The sequence below is a fragment of the Escherichia sp. Lx600-2 genome, assembly GCF_036662595.1.
GTDB classification, from domain to species: Bacteria; Pseudomonadota; Gammaproteobacteria; order Enterobacterales; family Enterobacteriaceae; genus Escherichia; species Escherichia coli.
Window position 1 is genome coordinate 120,507 of record NZ_JAYQWM010000002.1, and the last position, 24,295, is coordinate 144,801.

Genomic DNA, 24,295 nt, shown 5'->3' on the forward strand with positions numbered 1-24,295 from the left:
GTGAACAGACGTAATTTTATTAAAGCAGCCTCCTGCGGGGCATTGCTGACGGGCGCGCTGCCGTCTGTCAGTCATGCGGCTGCTGAAAACCGCCCGCCAATTCCGGGATCGCTGGGGATGTTGTACGACTCGACCTTGTGCGTAGGCTGCCAGGCTTGCGTCACCAAGTGTCAGGATATCAACTTCCCTGAACGTAACCCGCAAGGGGAACAGACCTGGTCGAACAACGACAAACTGTCGCCGTATACCAATAACATCATTCAGGTGTGGACCAGCGGCACAGGGGTCAACAAAGACCAGGAGGAGAACGGCTACGCGTACATTAAGAAACAGTGTATGCACTGCGTCGATCCGAACTGTGTCTCTGTGTGCCCGGTCTCTGCACTGAAAAAAGATCCGAAAACCGGCATTGTCCATTACGACAAAGACGTGTGCACCGGTTGCCGTTACTGCATGGTCGCCTGTCCGTACAACGTGCCGAAGTACGACTACAACAACCCGTTTGGTGCGCTGCATAAGTGCGAGCTGTGCAACCAGAAAGGTGTGGAACGTCTCGATAAAGGCGGTCTGCCTGGCTGCGTAGAAGTGTGCCCGGCGGGCGCGGTGATTTTAGGTACGCGTGAAGAGCTGATGGCGGAGGCGAAAAAACGTCTGGCGCTGAAGCCTGGCAGCGAATACCACTATCCGCGTCAGACGCTGAAATCTGGCGACACTTACCTGCATACGGTGCCGAAATATTATCCGCATCTGTACGGCGAGAAAGAGGGCGGCGGTACTCAGGTTCTGGTACTGACGGGTGTGCCTTATGAAAATCTCGACCTGCCGAAACTGGACGATCTTTCTACCGGTGCGCGTTCCGAAAATATTCAACACACCCTGTATAAAGGCATGATGCTACCACTGGCTGTGCTGGCGGGCTTAACCGTGCTGGTTCGTCGCAACACCAAAAACGACCATCACGACGGAGGAGACGATCATGAGTCATGATCCACAACCGCTGGGCGGCAAAATCATCAGTAAACCGGTCATGATTTTTGGACCGTTAATCGTCATCTGTATGCTCCTGATTGTGAAGCGTCTGGTGTTCGGTCTGGGCTCTGTCTCTGACCTGAACGGCGGCTTCCCGTGGGGCGTGTGGATCGCGTTTGACCTGCTGATTGGCACCGGCTTTGCCTGTGGCGGCTGGGCGCTGGCGTGGGCGGTATACGTCTTTAACCGTGGGCAATACCATCCGCTGGTGCGTCCGGCGCTGTTGGCGAGTCTGTTTGGTTACTCACTGGGTGGCTTGTCGATCACTATCGACGTGGGTCGCTACTGGAACCTGCCGTACTTCTACATTCCGGGTCACTTCAACGTGAACTCGGTACTGTTCGAGACGGCGGTCTGTATGACCATCTACATCGGCGTGATGGCTCTGGAGTTTGCTCCGGCACTGTTTGAACGGCTGGGCTGGAAGGTGTCGCTACAGCGTCTGAACAAGGTGATGTTCTTCATCATCGCGCTCGGTGCGCTGCTGCCGACCATGCACCAGTCTTCAATGGGGTCGCTGATGATCTCGGCGGGCTACAAGGTGCATCCGCTGTGGCAGAGCTATGAAATGTTGCCGCTGTTCTCGCTGCTGACGGCGTTCATCATGGGCTTCTCGATTGTCATCTTTGAAGGTTCACTGGTGCAGGCGGGTCTGCGTGGCAACGGTCCGGATGAAAAGAGCCTGTTCGTTAAGCTGACCAACACCATCAGTGTGTTGCTGGCGATTTTCATCGTGCTGCGCTTTGGCGAGCTTATCTATCGCGACAAGCTGTCGTTAGCGTTTGCCGGTGACTTCTACTCCGTGATGTTCTGGATTGAAGTCCTGCTGATGCTCTTCCCGCTGGTCGTTCTGCGTGTGGCGAAGCTGCGTAATGATTCCCGCATGCTGTTCCTGTCAGCACTGAGCGCACTGTTAGGTTGTGCAACCTGGCGTCTGACCTATTCGCTGGTGGCATTCAACCCGGGCGGCGGTTACGCCTACTTCCCGACCTGGGAAGAACTGTTGATTTCTATTGGTTTTGTGGCTATTGAGATTTGCGCTTACATCGTACTCATTCGTCTACTGCCGATACTTCCTCCTTTAAAACAAAACGATCATAATCGTCATGAGGCGAGCAAAGCATGAGCCAGAGAATTACTATTGATCCGGTAACCCGTATTGAGGGGCATTTACGCATCGATTGCGAAATCGAAAATGGCGTCGTTTCGAAAGCATGGGCTTCCGGTACCATGTGGCGCGGCATGGAAGAGATCGTGAAAAAACGCGATCCGCGCGATGCATGGATGATTGTGCAACGTATCTGTGGCGTATGTACTACCACTCACGCGCTGTCTTCCGTTCGTGCGGCAGAAAGTGCGCTGAATATCGACGTTCCGGTTAACGCGCAATACATCCGTAACATCATTCTGGCTGCGCACACCACGCATGACCATATCGTTCATTTCTATCAGCTTTCGGCGCTGGACTGGGTGGACATCACTTCTGCACTGCAAGCTGACCCAACCAAAGCCTCCGAAATGCTGAAAGGCGTTTCGACCTGGCATCTGAACAGTCCGGAAGAGTTCACTAAAGTTCAGAACAAGATCAAAGATCTGGTTGCCAGCGGTCAGTTGGGTATTTTCGCCAATGGCTACTGGGGTCACCCGGCGATGAAACTGCCGCCGGAAGTGAACCTGATTGCGGTAGCGCACTACCTGCAGGCGCTGGAGTGCCAGCGTGACGCTAACCGCGTCGTGGCGCTGCTGGGCGGTAAAACGCCGCACATTCAGAACCTGGCGGTAGGTGGTGTCGCGAACCCGATCAACCTCGACGGTTTGGGCGTGCTGAACCTTGAGCGCCTGATGTACATCCAGTCTTTCATCGACAAGCTGAGCGACTTTGTTGAACAGGTTTATAAGGTTGATACCGCAGTTATTGCCGCGTTCTACCCGGAATGGCTGACGCGCGGTAAAGGTGCGGTGAACTACCTGAGCGTGCCGGAATTCCCGACCGACAGTAAAAACGGCAGCTTCCTGTTCCCGGGCGGCTACATTGAGAATGCGGATCTGTCCTCGTATCGTCCGATCACTTCTCATTCCGATGAATACCTGATCAAAGGAATTCAGGAAAGCGCGAAGCACTCCTGGTATAAAGACGAAGCGCCGCAGGCACCGTGGGAAGGTACCACCATTCCGGCTTATGATGGTTGGTCTGACGACGGTAAATATTCCTGGGTGAAATCACCGACTTTCTACGGCAAAACGGTAGAAGTGGGTCCGCTGGCTAATATGCTGGTGAAACTGGCGGCAGGTCGCGAATCTACCCAGAACAAACTGAATGAAATCGTTGCGATTTATCAGAAACTGACTGGTAACACGCTGGAAGTGGCGCAACTGCACTCTACGCTGGGCCGTATTATTGGTCGTACCGTTCACTGCTGTGAATTGCAGGATATCCTGCAAAACCAATACAGTGCACTGATCACCAACATCGGCAAAGGCGATCACACCACCTTTGTGAAGCCGAACATTCCGGCAACGGGTGAGTTCAAAGGTGTTGGCTTCCTCGAAGCGCCGCGCGGTATGCTCTCTCACTGGATGGTTATTAAAGACGGTATCATCAGCAACTACCAGGCGGTTGTTCCATCAACCTGGAACTCTGGCCCGCGTAACTTCAATGATGACGTCGGTCCTTACGAGCAGTCGCTGGTGGGTACACCGGTTGCCGATCCGAATAAACCGTTGGAAGTGGTGCGTACCATTCACTCCTTCGACCCGTGCATGGCCTGTGCGGTACACGTAGTGGATGCTGACGGCAACGAAGTGGTTTCAGTGAAGGTTCTGTAATGCGTATTTTAGTCTTAGGGGTCGGCAATATTTTGCTGACCGATGAAGCCATCGGTGTGCGGATTGTCGAAGCGTTAGAGCAACGATACATTCTGCCGGATTATGTTGAGATCCTCGATGGCGGCACGGCGGGAATGGAGCTGCTTGGCGACATGGCAAATCGCGATCATCTGATTATTGCGGATGCCATTGTGTCGAAGAAGAGCGCGCCGGGAACGATGATGATCCTGCGGGATGAAGAAGTTCCGGCGTTGTTTACCAACAAAATCTCTCCGCATCAGCTTGGCCTGGCCGACGTCTTGTCGGCCCTGCGCTTCACCGGCGAGTTTCCGAAAAAGCTGACCCTGGTCGGCGTAATTCCGGAATCACTGGAGCCGCACATCGGCTTGACGCCGACGGTCGAAGCGATGATTGAACCAGCGCTTGAGCAGGTTCTGGCTGCGCTGCGTGAATCTGGCGTGGAAGCTATCCCACGGGAGGCTATTCATGACTGAAGAGATAGCAGGTTTCCAGACCTCCCCGAAGGCGCAAGTACAGGCAGCGTTTGAAGAAATTGCCCGGCGTTCGATGCACGATCTCTCTTTTCTGCATCCTTCAATGCCGGTGTATGTTTCTGATTTTACGCTGTTCGAAGGTCAGTGGACGGGGTGTGTGATCACCCCGTGGATGCTGAGTGCAGTTATCTTCCCCGGCCCGGATCAACTCTGGCCGCTGCGCAAAGTGAGTGAAAAAATTGGTCTGCAACTGCCGTATGGCACTATGACCTTTACCGTTGGCGAACTGGACGGTGTTTCGCAATACCTCTCCTGTTCGCTGATGTCACCGCTTTCGCACAGTATGTCGATTGAAGAGGGCCAACGCCTGACGGATGACTGCGCACGAATGATCCTTTCGCTGCCGGTCACCAATCCGGATGTACCACACGCAGGGCGTCGCGCCCTGCTGTTTGGTCGCAGGAGTGGCGAAAATGCATGAGTTGTCGCTTTGCCAGAGTGCCGTTGAAATTATCCAACGGCAGGCGGAGCAGCACGATGTTAAGCGCGTCACCGCCGTGTGGCTGGAAATTGGCGCGCTCTCCTGCGTTGAGGAGAGCGCCGTCCGTTTTAGTTTTGAAATTGTCTGCCACGGAACGGTGGCGCAAGGGTGCGATTTACATATCGTCTATAAACCCGCCCAGGCCTGGTGCTGGGATTGCAGCCAGGTGGTGGAGATTCATCAGCACGATGCGCAGTGTCCGCTCTGTCACGGCGAGCGGTTGCGTGTCGATACCGGCGATTCGCTGATCGTCAAAAGTATTGAAGTTGAATAACCGGAGTTAACAATGTGTATTGGCGTTCCAGGCCAGGTGCTAGCTGTCGGTGAAGATATTCACCAGCTTGCGCAGGTTGAAGTATGTGGTATCAAGCGCGACGTGAATATCGCCCTGATTTGTGAAGGTAACCCTGCCGATCTGCTGGGCCAGTGGGTGCTGGTACACGTCGGATTTGCCATGAGCATCATCGACGAAGATGAAGCCAAAGCCACATTAGACGCACTGCGCCAAATGGATTACGACATTACCAGCGCGTGATGATTAGCTTTCGTAGGCCTGATAAGACGCGGCAGCGTCGCATCAGGCATTGTGCTCGATTGCCGGATGCGGCGTGAACGCCTTATCCGGCCTGGATGGCTTGCTGCGACGAACGCTAACCCTTATCCCTGACGCTTATCTTCCGTATTCGTCTCAAAATCACTGGCGTCATGGCGCTCATGCAACTGCTCGTTCAGCGGCCCGTTGGTGCGGTTAACAATACGCCCACGCTTCACCGCCGGACGTTCGCCCACTTCTTTCGCCCAGCGTTGTACGTGTTTATAACTACCTGCATCAAGAAACTCTGCGGCATCATACACGCCGCCTAACACCACATTGCCAAACCACGGCCAAATCGCCATATCCGCAATGGTGTACTCATCGCCCGCAACAAACTTATGCTGCGCCAGTTGCTTATCCAGCACGTCGAGCAGACGTTTGGCTTCCATGGTAAAGCGGTTGATGGCGTACTCAATTTTCACCGGCGCGTAATGGTAAAAGTGACCAAAACCACCGCCGAGGAACGGTGCCGCGCCCTGTAACCAGAACAGCCAGTTCATCGTTTCAGTACGCTTTGCCAAATCCTGTGGCAGGAAGTAGCCAAATTTCTCCGCCAGATAAAGCAGAATCGATCCAGATTCAAACACGCGGATCGGCGGATTATGGGTATGATCGCGCAGCGCCGGGATCTTCGAATTTGGGTTCACTTCGACAAAGCCGCTGGAGAATTGATCGCCATCGCCTATGCGTATCAGCCAGGCGTCGTACTCTGCACCAGTAACGCCCAGCGCCAGCAGCTCCTCAAGCATAATCGTTACTTTCTGACCGTTCGGCGTTCCCAGCGAATAAAGTTGCAATGGATGTTTGCCAACGGGCAGCGTTTTTTCATGCGTCGGACCAGAAACCGGGCGATTGATATTGGCGAACGCGCCGCCAGCGGATTTATCCCACGTCCAGACTTTCGCGGGCTGATAAGTATTGTCTGTCATAGTGAGTTGCCTTCTGAGTGGTAGTGTTGAAGCAGTGTAGCAGGTCACTTGCTGTACAGAATGTGAATTTTTTAACCCTTTGCGCCAGCCGCTGCGATGAGGTGTATGATTAGTCTGACCTCTGTCCGGTTAATGTCGCTGAGCAGGTAATCAGAGCACAACAATTACGCCAACTGCTTAGGTTGTATTGTTAAAGGTAAAGTGATGAGCAAAGGAACGACCAGCCAGGATGCCCCGTTCGGGACATTATTGGGCTACGCCCCAGGTGGGGTAGCAATCTACTCTTCAGATTATAGTTCTCTCGATCCGCAGGAATACGAAGATGACGCCGTATTCCGTAGCTATATCGACGACGAATATATGGGCCACAAATGGCAATGCGTTGAATTTGCTCGCCGTTTTCTCTTTCTGAATTACGGTGTGGTCTTCACTGACGTGGGTATGGCGTGGGAGATTTTCTCGCTGCGCTTCCTGCGTGAAGTGGTTAATGACAACATACTGCCATTGCAGGCATTTCCTAACGGCTCGCCGCGTGCGCCGGTCGCGGGTGCGCTTCTTATCTGGGATAAAGGCGGTGAATTTAAAGACACTGGCCATGTCGCCATCATTACCCAATTACATGGCAACAAAGTCCGTATTGCGGAACAGAACGTGATTCATTCCCCGTTGCCGCAAGGGCAACAGTGGACGCGCGAACTGGAGATGGTGGTCGAAAACGGCTGCTATACCCTTAAAGACACTTTTGATGATACCACCATTCTGGGCTGGATGATCCAGACGGAAGATACTGAATACAGCTTACCGCAGCCGGAAATTGCAGGCGAGCTGCTGAAAATCAGCGGAGCGCGCCTGGAAAACAAAGGCCAGTTTGACGGTAAATGGCTGGATGAAAAAGATCCGCTACAAAACGCCTATGTGCAGGCCAACGGTCAGGTGATCAATCAGGATCCGTATCATTACTACACCATTACCGAGAGCGCCGAGCAGGAGCTGATTAAAGCCACCAACGAGCTGCACCTGATGTATCTTCACGCAACCGACAAGGTGCTGAAAGATGACAACCTGCTGGCGCTGTTCGACATTCCGAAAATCCTCTGGCCACGTTTGCGTCTCTCCTGGCAGCGTCGCCGTCACCATATGATCACCGGTCGTATGGATTTCTGCATGGATGAGCGTGGTCTGAAGGTTTACGAGTACAACGCCGACTCCGCCTCATGTCATACCGAAGCGGGCTTGATCCTCGAACGTTGGGCGGAACAGGGCTATAAAGGCAACGGCTTCAATCCGGCGGAAGGGCTGATTAACGAACTGGCTGGTGCCTGGAAACACAGTCGTGCACGTCCGTTTGTCCATATCATGCAGGACAAAGATATCGAGGAAAACTATCACGCGCAGTTTATGGAGCAGGCGCTGCACCAGGCGGGCTTTGAAACGCGTATCTTGCGCGGGCTGGATGAACTGGGCTGGGATGCTGCCGGGCAACTGATTGATGGGGAAGGGCGACTGGTTAACTGCGTGTGGAAAACCTGGGCGTGGGAAACCGCGTTTGATCAGATTCGTGAAGTTAGCGACCGTGAGTTTGCTGCGGTGCCGATCCGTACCGGTCATCCGCAAAATGAAGTGCGTCTTATCGACGTATTGCTGCGCCCGGAAGTGCTGGTCTTTGAGCCGCTGTGGACGGTGATCCCCGGCAACAAAGCGATTCTGCCGATCCTCTGGTCGCTGTTCCCGCACCATCGTTACCTGCTGGATACCGATTTCACTGTTAATGATGAATTGGTGAAAACAGGTTACGCAGTGAAACCGATCGCCGGTCGCTGTGGCAGTAACATCGACCTCGTCAGCCATCATGAAGAGGTGCTGGACAAAACCAGTGGTAAATTTGCCGAGCAGAAAAACATCTATCAGCAACTGTGGTGTTTGCCGAAAGTGGACGGGAAATACATTCAGGTATGTACCTTCACCGTTGGCGGCAACTACGGTGGGACGTGTTTGCGCGGTGATGAATCACTGGTTATTAAAAAAGAGAGTGATATTGAACCGTTAATTGTGGTGAAAGAGTAATACATGTTGTAGCAATCCCGTACTGATTATGAAGAATAGTCAGTACGGGGATTAATCAAAATATTCAATATTTATATATTCAAATATTTATTCATTTCATATGTGAATACATTAACCAGCAGAATGCCTGTGTTCTAATTATTTCTAAAGATTTTTAATGAATGCTTATTGTCTGATACACAAGAAATAACACTCTTTTTATCGTTAAAAAATGATATTTCACTTTGCCCACACCGTTAAAGTCACTGATAATGCGTCCGTTCGTAAATTCAAAATGGCGTAATCTAATATATGCTAAATTTATTTGTTGGCCTTGATATATACACAGGGCTTTTGTTATTACTTGCTCTGGCATTTGTGTTGTTCTACGAAGCAATCAATGGTTTTCATGACACGGCGAATGCGGTGGCAACCGTTATTTATACTCGTGCCATGCAGCCACAACTTGCTGTGGTGATGGCGGCATTTTTTAACTTTTTTGGCGTGTTATTGGGCGGACTTAGCGTTGCCTATGCCATTGTCCATATGTTGCCAACCGATTTGTTGCTGAATATGGGGTCAACCCACGGCCTGGCGATGGTCTTTTCCATGCTGCTGGCGGCGATTATCTGGAACCTGGGAACGTGGTTCTTTGGTTTACCGGCCTCCAGTTCGCATACCTTGATTGGCGCGATTATCGGCATCGGTTTAACCAACGCGCTGTTAACCGGCTCATCGGTGATGGATGCGTTAAACCTGCGTGAAGTGACCAAAATTTTCTCCTCGCTGATTGTTTCCCCAATCGTCGGCCTGGTCATTGCGGGAGGCCTGATATTCCTGCTGCGACGCTACTGGAGCGGAACGAAAAAGCGTGACCGTATTCACCGCATTCCGGAAGATCGCAAAAAGAAAAAAGGCAAACGTAAGCCGCCATTCTGGACGCGTATTGCGCTGATTGTTTCCGCTGCGGGCGTGGCGTTTTCGCACGGCGCTAACGACGGGCAGAAAGGGATCGGCCTGGTGATGCTGGTACTGGTGGGGATTGCCCCTGCTGGCTTCGTCGTCAATATGAACGCGTCCGGCTATGAAATTACCCGTACCCGCGATGCCGTTACCAACTTCGAACACTACCTGCAACAGCATCCTGAACTGCCGCAGAAGTTGATTGCGATGGAACCTCCATTGCCTGCGGCATCGACTGATGGCACGCAAGTAACGGAGTTTCACTGTCATCCGGCAAATACCTTTGATGCGATTGCGCGCGTTAAAACGATGCTGCCAGGCAATATGGAAAGTTACGAGCCGTTAAGCGTGAGTCAGCGCAGCCAGCTGCGCCGCATTATGCTGTGTATCTCTGATACTTCCGCGAAGCTGGCGAAACTGCCAGGCGTCAGTAAAGAAGACCAGAACCTGCTGAAAAAACTGCGCAGCGATATGTTAAGCACCATTGAGTACGCTCCGGTGTGGATCATCACGGCAGTAGCACTGGCGCTCGGCATTGGCACCATGATTGGCTGGCGTCGTGTTGCGATGACCATCGGTGAGAAGATTGGTAAGCGCGGCATGACGTATGCGCAAGGCATGGCGGCACAAATGACGGCGGCAGTGTCTATCGGCCTTGCCAGTTATATTGGGATGCCCGTCTCCACAACACACGTACTCTCATCTGCCGTAGCAGGAACGATGGTGGTGGACGGCGGAGGGTTACAGCGTAAAACGGTAACCAGCATCCTGATGGCGTGGGTATTTACTTTACCGGCGGCGATTTTTCTTTCTGGTGGGTTGTACTGGATAGCATTGCAGTTGATTTAACCTTCCTGAAAATGCCCGGTCCTGGCGATCGGGCATTTCCATTTTTGGCTAGTGATAACCACGCGCGGTCATAAAATCCGTAATCGCTTTTTCTGCATCAACCAGCACCTTTTCCAGTGGCTGATTAGCATCGATATCAACCAGTTGTGCACCACCAAAGGTTAACTGTGGCGTTATGGCAATCTTCCTCGCCAGCGATTCCCGTTTATGGTCGGGTTTACGCGCGCAGGCAACTTCAAGGTCAACATTGAGTTTGATGACCAGATCAGGCTTATGGCTCGCCATCCAGTGAAACGCTTTACGTTCCTGGCTTGCCAGCCATGAGACAAAACGACTACCTTCAACGTTAGGTGGGAACACCGTACCATCGTAAGCGCCCGGAATTTGGTCCTGAGGATAACGGTCGGTTAGAACAATTAACCCGCGACGACGACAGGCAAGCATATGAAGAAAGCGCAGTAAGCGACGGGCGACAAACGCTGTAATTACCAGCGCCGGAACTGGTCCTGGCAATTTTTTTGCTGTTTTCACCTGATTTCGTTCAATTGTTTTATGTAAGGATTTTCCCATCAACGGTAATTTTGTCACTGCACGACCGACATTTCCGGCTTGTTTTCCTAAATGAACTCTTTCGGCAGCACCATATTTTTCGACAACGGTAATGAGATGTTCACACACCGTTGACTTGCCTGAACCATCGCTACCAATAACGGCAATTAATGGAGGTGTTATTGACTGCATGAATATATCCTTAAATTTAAATATCCATCCAAAATATTTATTTGGTTAATATGTTTTTATGAAAGCGTAATTCAGGTCAATGTCACAATTAACCATTGTCACAATAAGGTTGAACGGATATTCTGAGCACGGATCACGTAATATTCAATACATTATTTACTGCCGGGTTTTTCGTGAATCAACGTAATATGTCAATAATTAATTCCACGCCAGTGCGTGTTATTGCCATTGTAGGATGTGATGGTTCAGGTAAATCGACCCTCACGGCAAGCCTGGTAAATGAACTGGCAGCAAGAATGCCAACAGAACGCATTTATCTCGGGCAATCGTCCGGGCGAATTGGCGAATGGATTTCACAGCTCCCTGTTATTGGCGCACCTTGTGGGCGTTATCTGCGAAGTAAAGCGGCACATGTGCACGAAAAACCCTCAACACCGCCTGGCAATATTACTGCGCTGGTTATCTATCTGCTTTCCTGCTGGCGGGCGTACAAGTTTCGCAAAATGTTGTGTAAAAGCCAGCAAGGCTATCTGCTCATCACCGACCGCTACCCGCAGGTTGAAGTGCCGGGTTTTCGCTTTGATGGCCCGCAATTGGCAAAAACCACGGGCGGTAACGGTTGGATAAAAATGTTAAGGCAGCGCGAGCTGAAGCTGTACCAATGGATGGCGTCTTATTTGCCCGTATTGTTGATTCGTCTTGGCATTGATGAACAAACCGCGTTTGCGCGTAAACCTGACCACCAACTGGCAGCGTTACAGGAAAAAATCGCCGTTACGCCGCAACTGACATTCAATGGCGCAAAGATCCTTGAACTGGATGGTCGGCAACCAGCCGATGAAATTATGCAAGCGTCACTACGCGCAATTCACGCCGCGCTTTCCTGATCACCAAAATGGATAGGGGATGATTTAACGAATGGATGCACTACAAACACAAACTGTTATTAGTACAACCGCGCCGCAGCCCAACTACATTCCGGGGCTGATTGCGGTGGTCGGGTGTGATGGCACCGGTAAATCCACACTGACCACCGACCTGGTGAAATCGCTGCAACAACACTGGCAAACCGAGCGCCGCTATTTGGGGCTGCTCTCGGGCGAAGACGGCGACAAAATAAAACGATTGCCGTTGGTTGGCGTCTGGCTGGAACGGCGACTGGCGGCCAAATCCTCGAAAACCCAAAGCATGAAAACCAAATCTCCGGCGCTATGGGCGGCGGTGATTATGTACTGCTTCTCGCTGCGAAGAATGGCGAATCTACGCAAGGTTCAGCGACTGGCGCAAAGTGGCGTTCTGGTGGTCAGCGATCGCTTCCCGCAGGCTGAAATTTCGGGCTTTTATTATGATGGACCGGGGATTGGCGTCGAACGTGCGACCGGGAAAATAAGCATGTTTCTGGCGCAGCGCGAACGGCGTTTATACCAACAAATGGCGCAATATCGCCCGGAATTAATTATTCGCCTGGGCATTGATATTGAGACTGCCATCTCCCGCAAGCCTGACCATGACTATGCCGAGCTGCAGGACAAAATCGGTGTTATGTCGACGATTGGCTATAACGGCACAAAAATTCTTGAGATTGATTCCAGAGCGCCCTACAGCGAAGTGCTGGAACAGGCACAGAAGGCGGTTTCTCTGGTTGCCATCGTTTCTGACCGCCGAAGTTTAACTTAAGGCTGGCGGGATACTTTTTACTATCAACGATAAGGTCAGGCTGAATTGGCGGGTTTTAACATCAAACATTGGTTTGCAGATGGCGCGTTTCGCACCATTATTCGCAATAGCGCCTGGTTAGGCTCCAGTAATGTCGTGAGCGCCTTGCTGGGTCTGTTGGCGCTCTCGTGTGCCGGTAAAGGGATGACGCCCGCCATGTTTGGCGTACTGGTGATTGTACAATCGTACGCCAAGTCGATCAGCGATTTTATTAAGTTTCAGACATGGCAGCTGGTGGTTCAGTACGGAACGCCAGCCTTGACCAACAATAATCCGCAGCAATTTCGCAATGTCGTCTCATTTTCCTTCTCGCTGGATATCGTCAGCGGCGCGGTGGCGATTGTCGGCGGCATTGCCTTACTGCCATTCCTTTCCCATTCATTAGGTCTGGATGACCAAAGCTTTTGGCTGGCGGCGCTGTATTGCACGCTCATTCCTTCAATGGCTTCCTCCACGCCGACCGGCATTCTGCGTGCGGTAGATCGCTTTGATTTGATTGCTGTACAGCAGGCGACGAAACCTTTTCTGCGCGCAGCGGGGAGCGTCGCAGCCTGGTATTTTGACTTTGGTTTTGCGGGTTTTGTTATTGCCTGGTACGTGTCGAATCTGGTTGGCGGCACCATGTACTGGTGGTTTGCCGCGCGCGAATTACGCCGCAGAAATATCCATAACGCCTTCAAATTGAATCTGTTTGAGTCTGCCCGACACATTAAAGGCGCGTGGAGTTTTGTCTGGTCAACCAACATTGCCCACTCCATCTGGTCGGCACGTAACTCGTGCAGCACAGTGTTGGTGGGGATCGTGTTAGGACCCGCTGCCGCCGGGTTATTTAAAATCGCCATGACATTCTTCGACGCCGCCGGAACGCCAGCGGGTTTGCTGGGTAAAAGTTTTTACCCAGAGGTGATGCGTTTAGATCCGCGCACCACCAGACCGTGGTTGTTAGGTGTGAAGTCCGGTTTACTGGCGGGCGGAATCGGTATTCTGGTGGCGCTCGCGGTGTTGATCGTCGGCAAGCCGCTCATTTCGCTGGTGTTTGGCGTTAAGTATCTCGAAGCGTATGACCTGATTCAGGTGATGCTGGGCGCAATTGTGATCTCGATGCTGGGCTTCCCTCAGGAGTCATTGCTATTGATGGCGGGAAAACAGCGCGCTTTTCTCGTGGCGCAAACCATCGCCTCAATCGGCTACATCGTATTGCTGTTCATGTTCTGTCATCTGTTTGGCGTGCTGGGAGCAGCGTTTGCTTATTTCGGCGGTCAATGCCTGGATGTGGTGCTTTCGCTAATTCCGACCTTAAAGGCATTTTTTCAGCGCCATTCCTTGCTTTATAACGCAGCCGGAGAGAAATCCTGATGATGAGAAAATATTTCCCGCTTGAGGCGAGCGAGCATCTATTTGTTGCGATTGAGGAAGATGATGTTGTTGATGCCCAGGTCAGTTTGCCGCCGACTATCGCACTAAGTTGTACCACCGAAATCATCCATGATAATTACGCGTTATGCCTGCAATTCTGGCTCAATGGCGTTGATCGCCAGGAATTACTTCGTTTAATTCGCAAACAAGCCAAAGGCGATGAGCTGACGACAGACGAGCGTAAACAGTTTAAATACATGCGAGCGCGCTACAAGCACCTGCGTTTTGCGCAACGGCTGTATTTAAAGAAGCATCAGGCCGGATTTTTATTCGGCAAAACGACCGTTTTTCTGGGACGTTTTCAGGACGGATTTCGTAACGGTAAGAAAAATATTGTGTCGTATTACGGCAACCTGTTACGAATTTATTTAAGCTCTCCGGTCTGGTCGTTGGTGAACTATTCATTACGCCATAGCCAGTTAGAAAGCGTAAGCGGTTTTATTGCCTATCGGCAAAAGCAAATGCATGCCCTGAAAGAGATAATTGCCAAACCGCGACTAACCGGCAGGGAATTTCATGATGTGCGAAAAATCATCAGCCAGCAGGTTTCTTATTACGACACCTTAAGATCGCTTGATCCTGAAAATAAAGAGGCGTTACAGATTTCCCGTTTCCTCGCCGCCATTAATGGCCTGATGGGGGATAAACACGACGACATGGTGGCGGATGATATGGAAAACCGCCAGTCGTATGATGCACCGGTGGCGCTGGATAGCGATATTCGTCAGCGCTTAGAGCTGCTGATTTCGCGTTTTCCGCTATAACCGGAGCAATGATGTCATCTCGTTTGATTATTGCGCTGATTATCATGCTATTAGCCCCGGGTGTGCAGGCACACAATTTCGTCACTGGCAAAACGGTTACCCCTGTTTATATTCAGGAAGGCGGCGAGCTGCTTCTGAATAGCGACGACGAAATTCACTACCAAAAGTGGAACAGCACACAATTGGCGGGAAAAGTCCGCATTATCCAGTATATCGCCGGGCGTAAGTCAGCGAAGAAGAAGAACTCACTGTTAATTAAAGCGGTTGAAGCGGCAAACTTTCCACAGGATCGTTTTCAGCCCACCACCATTGTGAACACTGATGATGCCATCTTTGGTACTGGCTATTTTGTCGTTGGCAAAATCGAAAAAAATAAACGCCGCTATCCGTGGGCGCAATTCGTTATTGACGGCAATGGACAGGGACGCGTTGCCTGGCGCTTGCCGGAGCAGAGTTCAACCATTCTGGTGCTGAATAAAGCTGGGCAAATTCAGTGGGCAAAGGACGGCAGCCTGACGCCGGAAGAGGTAGATCATGTCATTGCGCTGGCGCAGAAACTGATCAATGAATAAAAAATTCAAAGGATTGAGGGCGTTAGTGAGATGAAGCTGGTTGAACACTACATCATGCGTGGTACGCGCCGTCTGGTGCTGATTATCGTCGGTTTTCTGATCTTTATTTTCGCCAGCTACTCCGCACAGCGTTATCTGACCGAAGCGGCAAATGGGACATTAGCACTTGATGTTGTGCTGGATATCGTTTTCTACAAAGTGCTGATTGCACTGGAGATGTTGTTACCTGTTGGACTGTATGTGTCAGTTGGCGTGACGCTAGGGCAGATGTATACCGACTCGGAAATTACCGCTATCTCTGCGGCGGGGGGCAGTCCGGGACGCTTGTACAAAGCCGTTCTTTATCTGGCGATACCGCTAAGTATTTTTGTCACCCTTCTGTCGATGTATGGTCGTCCGTGGGCTTATGCGCAGATTTATCAACTGGAGCAGCAGTCGCAGTCGGAGCTGGATGTTCGCCAGTTGCGGGCAAAGAAATTTAACACTAACGATAACGGACGAATGATCCTTTCGCAGACGGTTGATCAGGATAATAATCGCCTGACTGACGCGCTGATTTATACTTCTACTGCCAATCGAACCCGCATTTTCCGCGCCCGTTCGGTTGATGTGGTTGACCCATCACCCGAGAAACCGACTGTTATGTTGCACAACGGCACTGCCTATCTTCTCGATCATCAGGGGCGTGACGACAACGAACAGATCTACCGTAATCTGCAATTACATCTGAATCCGCTGGATCAAAGCCCTAACGTCAAACGCAAAGCGAAATCGGTCACGGAGCTGGCGCGCTCCGTCTTTCCAGCCGATCATGCCGAACTGCAATGGCGACAAAGCCGTGGCCTGACAGCATTGTTGATGGCGCTGCTGGCCATTTCATTAAGTCGGGTAAAACCGCGGCAGGGGCGATTTTCAACGTTATTGCCACTGACGTTGCTGTTTATTGCCATTTTTTATGGCGGCGACGTCTGCCGTACGCTGGTGGCTAACGGCGCGATTCCTCTCATTCCTGGTTTGTGGTTAGTGCCCGGACTCATGCTAATGGGCCTGCTGATGCTGGTCGCACGCGACTTCTCTTTGCTGCAGAAATTTTCCCGATGAATGTTTTCAGTCGCTATTTAATCCGTCATCTCTTTCTCGGTTTTGCCGCCGCCGCAGGGCTATTGCTGCCGCTTTTTACCACCTTCAACCTGATTAACGAACTGGATGATGTCAGCCCGGGCGGTTATCGCTGGACTCAGGCGGTGCTGGTGGTGCTAATGACCTTACCGCGCACACTGGTCGAACTTTCGCCGTTTATCGCCTTATTGGGAGGGATTGTTGGCCTGGGGCAGTTATCGAAAAACAGTGAGCTTACCGCCATTCGCAGCACGGGGTTTTCTATCTTCCGTATTGCACTGGTGGCGCTGGTTGCCGGGATATTGTGGACTGTTTCGTTAGGCGCGATAGATGAGTGGGTAGCGTCGCCATTGCAGCAACAGGCGCTGCAAATCAAATCGACTGCCACTGCGTTGGGTGAGGACGATGACATTACCGGCAATATGCTGTGGGCCAGGCGCGGTAATGAATTTGTGACGGTAAAATCGCTGAACGAGCAGGGCCAGCCTGTGCGCGTGGAGATTTTTCATTATCGTGATGATCTTTCGCTCGAATCCTACATTTATGCACGCAGTGCCACCATTGAAGACGACAAAACGTGGATCCTGCATGGTGTGAATCATAAAAAATGGCTGAATGGCAAAGAAACGCTGGAAACATCAGATAATCTTGCCTGGCAATCGGCCTTCACCAGTATGGATCTTGAAGAGCTATCGATGCCGGGGAATACTTTTTCTGTCCGTCAGCTTAATCATTACATCCATTATTTGCAGGAAACCGGGCAACCCAGCAGCGAATACCGCCTTGCACTGTGGGAAAAACTGGGGCAACCCATCCTGACCCTGGCGATGATTTTGCTGGCTGTGCCGTTTACCTTTAGTGCCCCGCGCTCGCCAGGGATGGGTAGCCGTCTCGCTGTAGGTGTCATCGTTGGCTTACTCACCTGGATCAGCTATCAAATCATGGTCAATCTGGGATTGCTATTTGCGTTGAGCGCACCTGTTACCGCGCTCGGTTTACCGATAGCGTTTGTGCTGGTGGCGTTGAGCCTGGTGTATTGGTATGACAGACAACATTAAACCCGCCGTGGCGCAACACCACGGCGGGCTCACATTACTGCTTCAGAGTAGCAAATGCCTGAATGATGGCATCGATTTGCTCACGACTGTGGGCAGCGTTTACGCTACAGCGCAGCAGCGTGATGCCTGCAGGCGCGGCAGGTGGCAGGATAAGATTCACATAAACGCCCAGCGAAATAAGCTCGCGCCAGATGCGTAAACCTTCCTCTTTCGAACCGATTATTACCGGCACTACCGGGCTAATATGTGAACTTAACTCATAACCCAGTTTTTGCAGACCGTCATACAGATGGTTGGCGTTATCCATCAGCTTTTGCCGCAGCTCTGGTTGTGTGGCAATAGTTCTTAACGACGAGCGCACGGTCGCAATGCAGGACGGAGAAGGAGAGGCGGTAAAAATATACGGGCGGCTGCCGTAGCGCAGTACTTCCATCGCTTCCGAACCGACAGCAAAACCGCCAATCGAGGCCAGACTTTTACTGAAGGTGCCAACGATAATATCCACATCATCTTCAACGCCGACAGCTTCAGCCAGTCCGCGCCCCGTTGCGCCTAACACGCCAAACGAATGCGCTTCATCGACAATCAAATAACCACCGAGACGACGTTTGATATCAACAATTTCCGCCAGCGGCGCAACGTCACCGAGCATGCTGTAGATACCCTCAACGATGATAATCGCCTCTTTCGCCCGTTCACCGAGGCGAACCATGCGCCGTTCCAGATCTTTAGCATCGTTATGGCGGAAACGAATAATTTCCGCGCCACCGAGAGAACAGGCGTCATAAATACTGGCGTGGCTGTCGGCATCCAGTAACACCACGGCGTTATGGTCGGCAAGTGCGCTGATGACGCCTAAATTAGCGGTATAACCGGTTGAAAAAACGATAGCGGTAGGGCGATTGAAAAACTCGGCAATCTCTTTCTCTAACGCCAGGTGCGGCGCATAACTGCCGTTTGCCATACGAGAACCGGTGGTGCCGGTGCCTTGGGCCGCTAACGCTGCCTGACCTTCGGCGATGGCATCATGATTAAAGGTTAAACCGAGGTAATTATTGGTCCCGGCCAGAATCACTTTTTTATTGCCGATCCGGCCTTCGGTGGCGGAATACACTTCATCAATACAGGTGCCAAACGGTGTTAACCCGTTGTCACTAAATTGCAGTCGCTCGCCAGCAAGGCGCGCATATTTATCGTATAGCCCCATTATTTATTCTCCAGCCATGGAAGTAGAGTTTCCATTAATTGCGCAGGGGTTTTGACATCCAGCAGAATATTAATAGGAATGGAAATATCGAATCTGTCTTCCAGCATCATTAAGAGATCCATCACTTTGATCGACTCCAGGCCAAGATCGTTGACGAGATCGCTGTCGGGCTTAATTTCCACACCGTTTTCGACCAAATCCTGTAAACAGGAAAGGATGTAATCCATTACTATTTCACGATTTACCATAGAAACGTTAACACACCTTTAAACAAGACAATCAAAATAGCCCGTTGCGTAATGCGTGTTCCAGGCTAATCCCGGGAAAACAATTAATATCTTCAGAAATACGGTTATTACTTGCCGACCAGTCGGCGTGGGTTAATTCACGAATTTTCGAGCGGGTCAGCATAGGTTCTTTACCTGCCAGGCGACTCAACGCAGTACTGATATCCGCAAGGCAGGTGAGTACCGGCAGAGGAAGGCCAACCATCCGCACGGAACCACAACGGGCTTCGGCGGCAAGCTGTCGTACGCGTTGCCAGTCATAGCCGCCAGCGACGCCATCGCATAATTCATAGGTTTGCGTCTGTACAGTTTCGGCGCTTAACCACTGACCCACTGCTTGCGCAAAATCGGTGACATGCAGGAAAGAGAACTGTGTATCTGGTGCACCAAGTCGTGGCAGCAGGCCGCGCAGCATCCAGTCAAACAGCGGTTTTAACTCTTTATCGCCGGGACCATACACGGCTGTCGGGCGAAAAACGCCCAGCGTAATTTCGTCAGCCATTGCCGTCAGCCGTTGTTCGGCGACGTGTTTGGAATTTGCGTACCAGGAGAGCTCGGGATGGCGCGCCGCCAGCGAAGAGATAAACAGAAAACGTTGGCAAAAGCCGCTCTCTTTTGCTGCTTGCATCAGGCGCAGGCTGCCGTCAACGTTACAGTGGGTAAAAATCTCTTCTTTGTGTCCGCGCACTTGCCCGGCGCAATGGACCACCGCGCTGGCTCCGGCAACCAGTTCGCTAAGCGAATGTGTATCTTCCAGCGAACCGCGCACCCAAGTAAGATTATCATTGACGTGAGCGCGGGCAGTACGCGTCAATGCGCGAACGTGAAAGCCGCGGGTGAGCAGGTTATCGATAATATATTTACCGATAAACCCGGTAGCGCCCGTCACCGCGACAGTTTGATTCATGCCAGGGATTCCTGCACATGAAGACTGGCAGCATAAGCCTTCTGATAACGTTTTTTCGCTTCCGCACGGGCAGGCTTACCGGAGGACGTTCGGGGAATACTGTGGGGCGGCAACAGATCGATAGCCGCTGTTACGCCAAATTCGCTTTGGATCCGTGCTGCCAGCGCGTGGATAAGCTGCCCGCGACGTTCTTCATCGCTGATCCGACACTGGATCTGCAAAATGATTTTTTCCTGGGCGGTAACAAAAGCAATCGCATCGCCAGAATGAATTTCCGGTTCCTGTTCCGCAATATATTCAATATCCTGCGGCCAGATATTACGGCCACGAATAATAATCAGATCTTTAATGCGTCCGGTGACATACAGATAACCGTCCAGCAGATAACCGAGGTCCCCGGTGTCTAACCAGCCCGTCGCGGCAATCTCGTCTTGTGAAACCTGGTCGCCAAAGTAACCGCTCATCAGGCTAGGGCCGGAGATGCAAATATGGCCTACCACACGTTCCGCGACAGGTATACCTGCTTCATTGCGGATTTCAATACCATGTTCCGGCAACGCTTTACCGCAGTTGACGAAAGTCGATACGGCGCGTGTCTCTGCACCCGGCGCAACGGCTTTACCCTGATATTCGAGGATGTCGCGATCCACTTCGTTAACCACAACCCCGGAGGCTTCATCAGAGAAACTGACAGCCAGCGCATTTTCTGCCAGTCCGTAGCACGGCATGAAAGTTTTATCGTCAAAGTTAACCTGACGGAAACATTCAGCGAATTGATGGAGTTGTTCTGCGGAGATGGGTTCTGCACCAATACCAGCGACGCGCCAGCAGGAAAGATCCAGTTCAGCGAGATCTTTTTCATTCACGCGGCGCTGGCACAATTCATAGCCAAACGGCGGCGCAACGGAAACGGTGCCGCGATTTTTACTGATCAATTTAAGCCATTGCAGAGGACGCATGGCAAAATCCTGAGTGCGCAAATAATCCACTGAAAGCTGCGTGGCGAACGGGGTCAGGAGAAAGCCGACCAGTCCCATATCATGGTAGAAAGGCAGCCAGGAGACGCAGCGGTCGCCAGGGCGTAATTTAATGCCATCGTGGCTTATAGCACGTAGATTAGCCATCACTTCGCGATGGGTGATAATGACGCCACGGGGAAAACGGGTGCTGCCGGAGGTGTACTGGAGGTAGGCGATATCGTCCGGAACTGGGCGCTGGAGCGCAACATCAGCTTCCGGTAATGCCTTAAACCAGGCGTGGCTTAATACATGCAATTCGGGGTTGTTATGCGTGGCGGCATTGACCAGCGGCAACCACTCATCACCAGTGATAATGGCAGCGGGCTGGCAACTTGCCAGTAAACCCTGCAGTTTGGCGCTCCAGGAATCCCGCTGACCGACGCCCATTGGAATCGCCAACGGGACGGCGACTAAGCCGGCATACTGGCAGGAAAAAAAAGCCTCTACGAACCCGCTACTGGTTTCGGCAATCAGCGCCACGCGATCGCCTTTTTTCAGGTTTAGCGATAACAACCGCTTCGCACCAGCTTCGGCACGCGCTTTTAACGTCTGATATTCCAGTTGATCTTCAAGTTGGCAACGTCTGTCATAAAAATTCATTCCAGCGCTACTCAGAGCGGCGTAGTCCAAAGCATCAACCAGCGTTGGAAAATCGGCATAGCGCATAGGTAGGGAATGCGTAAAGATTTTATTAGACATATACACCACGAAAAAATTGGATATCCAAAATAAAATGACAATAATGCGGTGGATTATATAGGCATAAAAGATAAATGAGATAGTATTTTCATCGGTGTGAAAATGAACATTGATTTAAATAATGAATTTAAGTTTTTTGTTTTTATTGTGAATGATATTTAATTTATGAATATATTAAGAAGAAGCCTTGTCCGGTCGCCTTAAATCGACAAAAGGCATTGTGGCGCTTCTGCGTAGTCGCTGACCCTATCGTAATCATTAATAAATACTATTTATTCGTCGTTTGTATTCATTGGGTTGATTATTAAGATGCCGTTCGTTGCTGTTGCAACCTGTTTTTCACCGTTAATTATTTGTTACCCACAGAACTATGGAATGCGATCTGCTGATGATCAAAATTGAAAAAGTAATTAATAAAAATGACCTTAAGGCATTTATCGCTTTTCCGTCATCACTTTATCCCGATGATCCAAACTGGATACCCCCTTTATTCATTGAACGCAGCGAGCATTTGTCTGCGAAAAATCCGGGGACGGACCATATCATCTGGCAGGCGTGGGTGGCAAAAAAAGCGGGGCAGATAGTTGGGCGTATTACCGCGCAAATAGATACCTTGCACCGTGAGCGTTACGGTGAAGATACCGGTCATTTCGGAATGATTGACGCCATTGATGATCCGCAGGTTTTTGCCGCGTTGTTTGGCGCAGCGGAAGCGTGGTTGAAGTCACAAGGTGCAAGTAAGATCAGCGGGCCTTTCAGCCTGAATATCAATCAGGAAAGCGGATTACTGATTGAAGGTTTTGACACACCACCCTGTGCGATGATGCCACACGGCAAACCGTGGTATGCCGCGCATATTGAACAACTGGGTTATCACAAAGGCATTGATTTACTGGCGTGGTGGATGCAGCGAACCGATCTCACTTTCTCTCCGGCGCTAAAAAAACTGATGGATCAGGTGCGCAAAAAGGTGACCATTCGCTGCATCAATCGCCAGCGGTTTGCCGAAGAGATGCAGATCCTGCGTGAGATTTTCAACTCTGGCTGGCAGCACAACTGGGGATTTGTGCCGTTTACCGAACATGAATTCGCGACCATGGGCGATCAACTTAAATATCTGGTGCCGGACGATATGATCTACATCGCTGAGATTGATTCTGCACCCTGCGCGTTTATTGTCGGCTTGCCGAACATCAACGAGGCGATTGCCGATCTGAACGGATCGCTCTTTCCCTTCGGCTGGGCAAAATTGCTGTGGCGTTTGAAAGTCAGCGGTGTGCGAACTGCGCGAGTGCCGCTGATGGGCGTGCGGGACGAGTATCAGTTCAGCCGCATCGGCCCGGTGATTGCGCTGTTATTGATTGAAGCCTTACGCGATCCGTTTGCCCGCCGGAAGATCGATGCGCTGGAGATGTCATGGATCCTCGAAACCAATACAGGCATGAATAACATGCTGGAACGCATTGGGGCAGAGCCGTACAAGCGTTACCGATTGTATGAAAAGCAGATTTAATACCAGCTAACTCTGGTTCATCTCCAGCGGCACCGCCGAGCGAATCAAATGGTGGCCTTCCAGCTCGATATCGTGGAGATTCTTTTTCACGGTCCGCACATGATCGCGTGCTGCGCGCTGGGCGACGTGCGGCAGCCGCTGCAACACCGCGTTGTAGATCCGCGCATGCTGGCGATCGATCTGCTTTTTTTGCTGTGGTCGATGGTAGAGATTATTTACGCTGGCAAACACTGAATTAAACATCAGATCGGTCAATGATTGCAGCGTAAACACCAGCACCTGATTGTGAGAAGCCTGACAAATGGCGAGATGGAAAGCGTGATCCAACTGCGCATGTTCGATCAGCGAAATCTCTTTGTTGTTCTCACTGGCGGCGAGCATTTTTTCATAACAGCGGGTTATCACAACAAAATCAGCCTGCGCTCCCAGCGTTGCCGCAAGCCTTGCCGATTCGCCCTCCAGTAATGCGCGAACATCGAGCAGATCGTACAGCGTTCGCGGTTGCGTACTGAACAGATGGATCAGCGGACTGGTGTCCTGCACCCGATTAAGCCGTGCGACACGAGAATCGCGACCCTGCGCCGTTTCAATAATCCCGCGCCCGCGCAGCACGGTCAGCCCTTCACGCAGTGCGGAGCGTGAGAAGCCGAGCTTTTCACACAGTCGACGTTCCGAGGGAAGCGGCTGACCGACCTTCAGTACGCCGTCGATAATTAACCGTTCGATACTCTCTGCAACCACTTCGCAAATAGGGCGACGTTCATCTTTCATTCCCAGACCTCGTGCACAGGTAGGACCAATTTTTCTGTTCTTAACTCGCAAAACACGCACATCACGCAAGTGATTATGTTACATCAATTTAACATTAAGTTAACCAAGACAAGGTCACAGAGCTGGAAAAAAAATGGTCTGACCGGTAGCTAAAGAGATAGACGAAAACGAAAAGCCCGCTTAATAACTGTTCACAGAAGCAGCGCGCAAAAATCAGCTGCCACACAACATAACAAA

Annotated in this window: 24 protein-coding genes; 17 read left to right on the plus strand and 7 right to left on the minus strand. The window is 51.3% G+C overall.

Translation table 11 applies throughout. The features are described 5' to 3' along the window. The 7 genes from hybA to hybG are packed head-to-tail and all read left to right on the plus strand — an operon-like array spanning position 1 to position 5,425. Positions 1 to 987 carry a hydrogenase 2 operon protein HybA gene (gene hybA / locus OQV04_RS01270; protein WP_274446551.1) on the plus strand — a complete coding sequence of 329 codons (987 nt, stop codon included), beginning with the start codon at positions 1 to 3 and terminating at the stop codon, positions 985 to 987. After that, entirely contained in the window at positions 977 to 2,155 is a 1,179-nt protein-coding gene (hybB, locus tag OQV04_RS01275; RefSeq protein ID WP_000017703.1) for a Ni/Fe-hydrogenase cytochrome b subunit, read from the plus strand. The genes hybA and hybB overlap by 11 nt, the downstream gene beginning before the upstream one ends. Then, positions 2,152 to 3,855 carry a hydrogenase 2 large subunit gene (hybC, locus tag OQV04_RS01280; protein ID WP_032281600.1) on the plus strand — a complete coding sequence of 568 codons (1,704 nt, stop codon included), beginning with the start codon at positions 2,152 to 2,154 and terminating at the stop codon, positions 3,853 to 3,855. The genes hybB and hybC overlap by 4 nt, the downstream gene beginning before the upstream one ends. Beyond that, on the plus strand, positions 3,855 to 4,349 hold the full coding sequence (locus OQV04_RS01285) for a HyaD/HybD family hydrogenase maturation endopeptidase (protein WP_001221953.1): 495 nt from the start codon (positions 3,855 to 3,857) through the stop codon (positions 4,347 to 4,349). Before hybC ends, OQV04_RS01285 begins: the two co-directional genes overlap by 1 nt. Next, positions 4,342 to 4,830 (plus strand): hydrogenase-2 assembly chaperone, encoded by a 489-nt coding sequence (hybE, locus tag OQV04_RS01290; protein WP_000134014.1) that lies wholly within the window; start codon positions 4,342 to 4,344, stop codon positions 4,828 to 4,830. The genes OQV04_RS01285 and hybE overlap by 8 nt, the downstream gene beginning before the upstream one ends. Beyond that, positions 4,823 to 5,164 (plus strand): hydrogenase maturation nickel metallochaperone HypA, encoded by a 342-nt coding sequence (gene hypA, locus OQV04_RS01295; RefSeq protein ID WP_000544953.1) that lies wholly within the window; start codon positions 4,823 to 4,825, stop codon positions 5,162 to 5,164. Before hybE ends, hypA begins: the two co-directional genes overlap by 8 nt. A 12-nt stretch (positions 5,165 to 5,176) precedes the next feature. Next, on the plus strand, positions 5,177 to 5,425 hold the full coding sequence (gene hybG, locus OQV04_RS01300) for a hydrogenase maturation factor HybG (protein WP_000334896.1): 249 nt from the start codon (positions 5,177 to 5,179) through the stop codon (positions 5,423 to 5,425). A gap of 122 nt (positions 5,426 to 5,547) precedes the next feature. Here hybG and yghU read toward each other — a convergent pair whose 3' ends face one another. After that, positions 5,548 to 6,414, minus strand: coding sequence for a glutathione-dependent disulfide-bond oxidoreductase (gene yghU / locus OQV04_RS01305; RefSeq protein ID WP_001295515.1), 867 nt, complete (start codon positions 6,412 to 6,414; stop codon positions 5,548 to 5,550). Positions 6,415 to 6,618: 204 nt separating this feature from the next. Between yghU and gss the strand changes: the two genes are divergently transcribed. Together gss and pitB are read left to right on the plus strand one after the other, a co-directional pair. Further along, positions 6,619 to 8,478, plus strand: a complete 1,860-nt coding sequence (gene gss / locus OQV04_RS01310; RefSeq protein WP_001295514.1) for a bifunctional glutathionylspermidine amidase/synthase — start codon at positions 6,619 to 6,621, stop codon at positions 8,476 to 8,478. 291 nt (positions 8,479 to 8,769) lie between these two features. Next, positions 8,770 to 10,269, plus strand: a complete 1,500-nt coding sequence (pitB, locus tag OQV04_RS01315; protein ID WP_032281592.1) for an inorganic phosphate transporter PitB — start codon at positions 8,770 to 8,772, stop codon at positions 10,267 to 10,269. A 48-nt stretch (positions 10,270 to 10,317) separates the two neighbouring features. Here pitB and OQV04_RS01320 read toward each other — a convergent pair whose 3' ends face one another. Next, on the minus strand, positions 10,318 to 11,010 hold the full coding sequence (locus tag OQV04_RS01320; protein WP_032281591.1) for a dTMP kinase: 693 nt from the start codon (positions 11,008 to 11,010) through the stop codon (positions 10,318 to 10,320). A 173-nt stretch (positions 11,011 to 11,183) separates the two neighbouring features. On the opposite strand from OQV04_RS01320, the gene OQV04_RS01325 reads away from it, so the two are divergent. Genes OQV04_RS01325 through lptG form a run of 7 tightly spaced genes read left to right on the plus strand, consistent with a single transcriptional unit; the run spans position 11,184 to position 17,655 of the window. Continuing rightward, entirely contained in the window at positions 11,184 to 11,897 is a 714-nt protein-coding gene (locus OQV04_RS01325) for a dTMP kinase (protein ID WP_077757412.1), read from the plus strand. A 31-nt stretch (positions 11,898 to 11,928) separates the two neighbouring features. Continuing rightward, on the plus strand, positions 11,929 to 12,687 hold the full coding sequence (locus tag OQV04_RS01330; RefSeq protein ID WP_000339508.1) for a hypothetical protein: 759 nt from the start codon (positions 11,929 to 11,931) through the stop codon (positions 12,685 to 12,687). Positions 12,688 to 12,732: 45 nt separating this feature from the next. Continuing rightward, complete coding sequence (locus OQV04_RS01335; RefSeq protein WP_000896865.1) at positions 12,733 to 14,082, plus strand: lipopolysaccharide biosynthesis protein; 1,350 nt, start codon at positions 12,733 to 12,735, stop codon at positions 14,080 to 14,082. Next, positions 14,082 to 14,906 (plus strand): hypothetical protein, encoded by an 825-nt coding sequence (locus tag OQV04_RS01340; RefSeq protein ID WP_000984951.1) that lies wholly within the window; start codon positions 14,082 to 14,084, stop codon positions 14,904 to 14,906. The genes OQV04_RS01335 and OQV04_RS01340 overlap by 1 nt, the downstream gene beginning before the upstream one ends. An 11-nt stretch (positions 14,907 to 14,917) precedes the next feature. After that, positions 14,918 to 15,478, plus strand: a complete 561-nt coding sequence (locus tag OQV04_RS01345; RefSeq protein WP_001298770.1) for a YtfJ family protein — start codon at positions 14,918 to 14,920, stop codon at positions 15,476 to 15,478. Between the two features lie 30 nt (positions 15,479 to 15,508). Then, on the plus strand, positions 15,509 to 16,579 hold the full coding sequence (lptF, locus tag OQV04_RS01350) for an LPS export ABC transporter permease LptF (protein WP_000779648.1): 1,071 nt from the start codon (positions 15,509 to 15,511) through the stop codon (positions 16,577 to 16,579). After that, entirely contained in the window at positions 16,576 to 17,655 is a 1,080-nt protein-coding gene (gene lptG, locus OQV04_RS01355) for an LPS export ABC transporter permease LptG (RefSeq protein WP_032281590.1), read from the plus strand. Before lptF ends, lptG begins: the two co-directional genes overlap by 4 nt. Positions 17,656 to 17,689: 34 nt before the next feature. On the opposite strand, the gene spt is transcribed toward lptG, so the two are convergent. Genes spt through OQV04_RS01375 form a run of 4 tightly spaced genes read right to left on the minus strand, consistent with a single transcriptional unit; the run spans position 17,690 to position 21,741 of the window. Next, positions 17,690 to 18,862: a serine palmitoyltransferase gene (gene spt, locus OQV04_RS01360; protein WP_000524942.1), complete on the minus strand. Its 1,173-nt coding sequence runs from the start codon at positions 18,860 to 18,862 to the stop codon at positions 17,690 to 17,692. Continuing rightward, positions 18,862 to 19,110 carry an acyl carrier protein gene (locus OQV04_RS01365; protein ID WP_000248097.1) on the minus strand — a complete coding sequence of 83 codons (249 nt, stop codon included), beginning with the start codon at positions 19,108 to 19,110 and terminating at the stop codon, positions 18,862 to 18,864. Before OQV04_RS01365 ends, spt begins: the two co-directional genes overlap by 1 nt. A 31-nt stretch (positions 19,111 to 19,141) precedes the next feature. After that, positions 19,142 to 20,056, minus strand: coding sequence for an NAD-dependent epimerase/dehydratase family protein (locus tag OQV04_RS01370; protein WP_032281589.1), 915 nt, complete (start codon positions 20,054 to 20,056; stop codon positions 19,142 to 19,144). Further along, a complete protein-coding gene (locus OQV04_RS01375) occupies positions 20,053 to 21,741 on the minus strand; it encodes a fatty acyl-AMP ligase (protein WP_249824103.1) in 1,689 nt (562 codons plus the stop codon). The genes OQV04_RS01370 and OQV04_RS01375 overlap by 4 nt, the downstream gene beginning before the upstream one ends. A 403-nt stretch (positions 21,742 to 22,144) precedes the next feature. Here OQV04_RS01375 and yghO point away from each other — a divergent pair, with 403 nt between their 5' ends. Next, positions 22,145 to 23,287 (plus strand): protein YghO, encoded by a 1,143-nt coding sequence (yghO, locus tag OQV04_RS01380; protein WP_001702590.1) that lies wholly within the window; start codon positions 22,145 to 22,147, stop codon positions 23,285 to 23,287. 6 nt (positions 23,288 to 23,293) lie between these two features. Here the strand turns inward: yghO and glcC are convergent, their stop codons facing one another. Next, the gene (glcC, locus tag OQV04_RS01385) at positions 23,294 to 24,058 is read right to left on the minus strand and encodes a transcriptional regulator GlcC (protein WP_151323038.1); all 765 of its coding nucleotides are present in this window, start codon (positions 24,056 to 24,058) and stop codon (positions 23,294 to 23,296) included. Between the last annotated feature and the right edge of the window lie 237 nt (positions 24,059 to 24,295).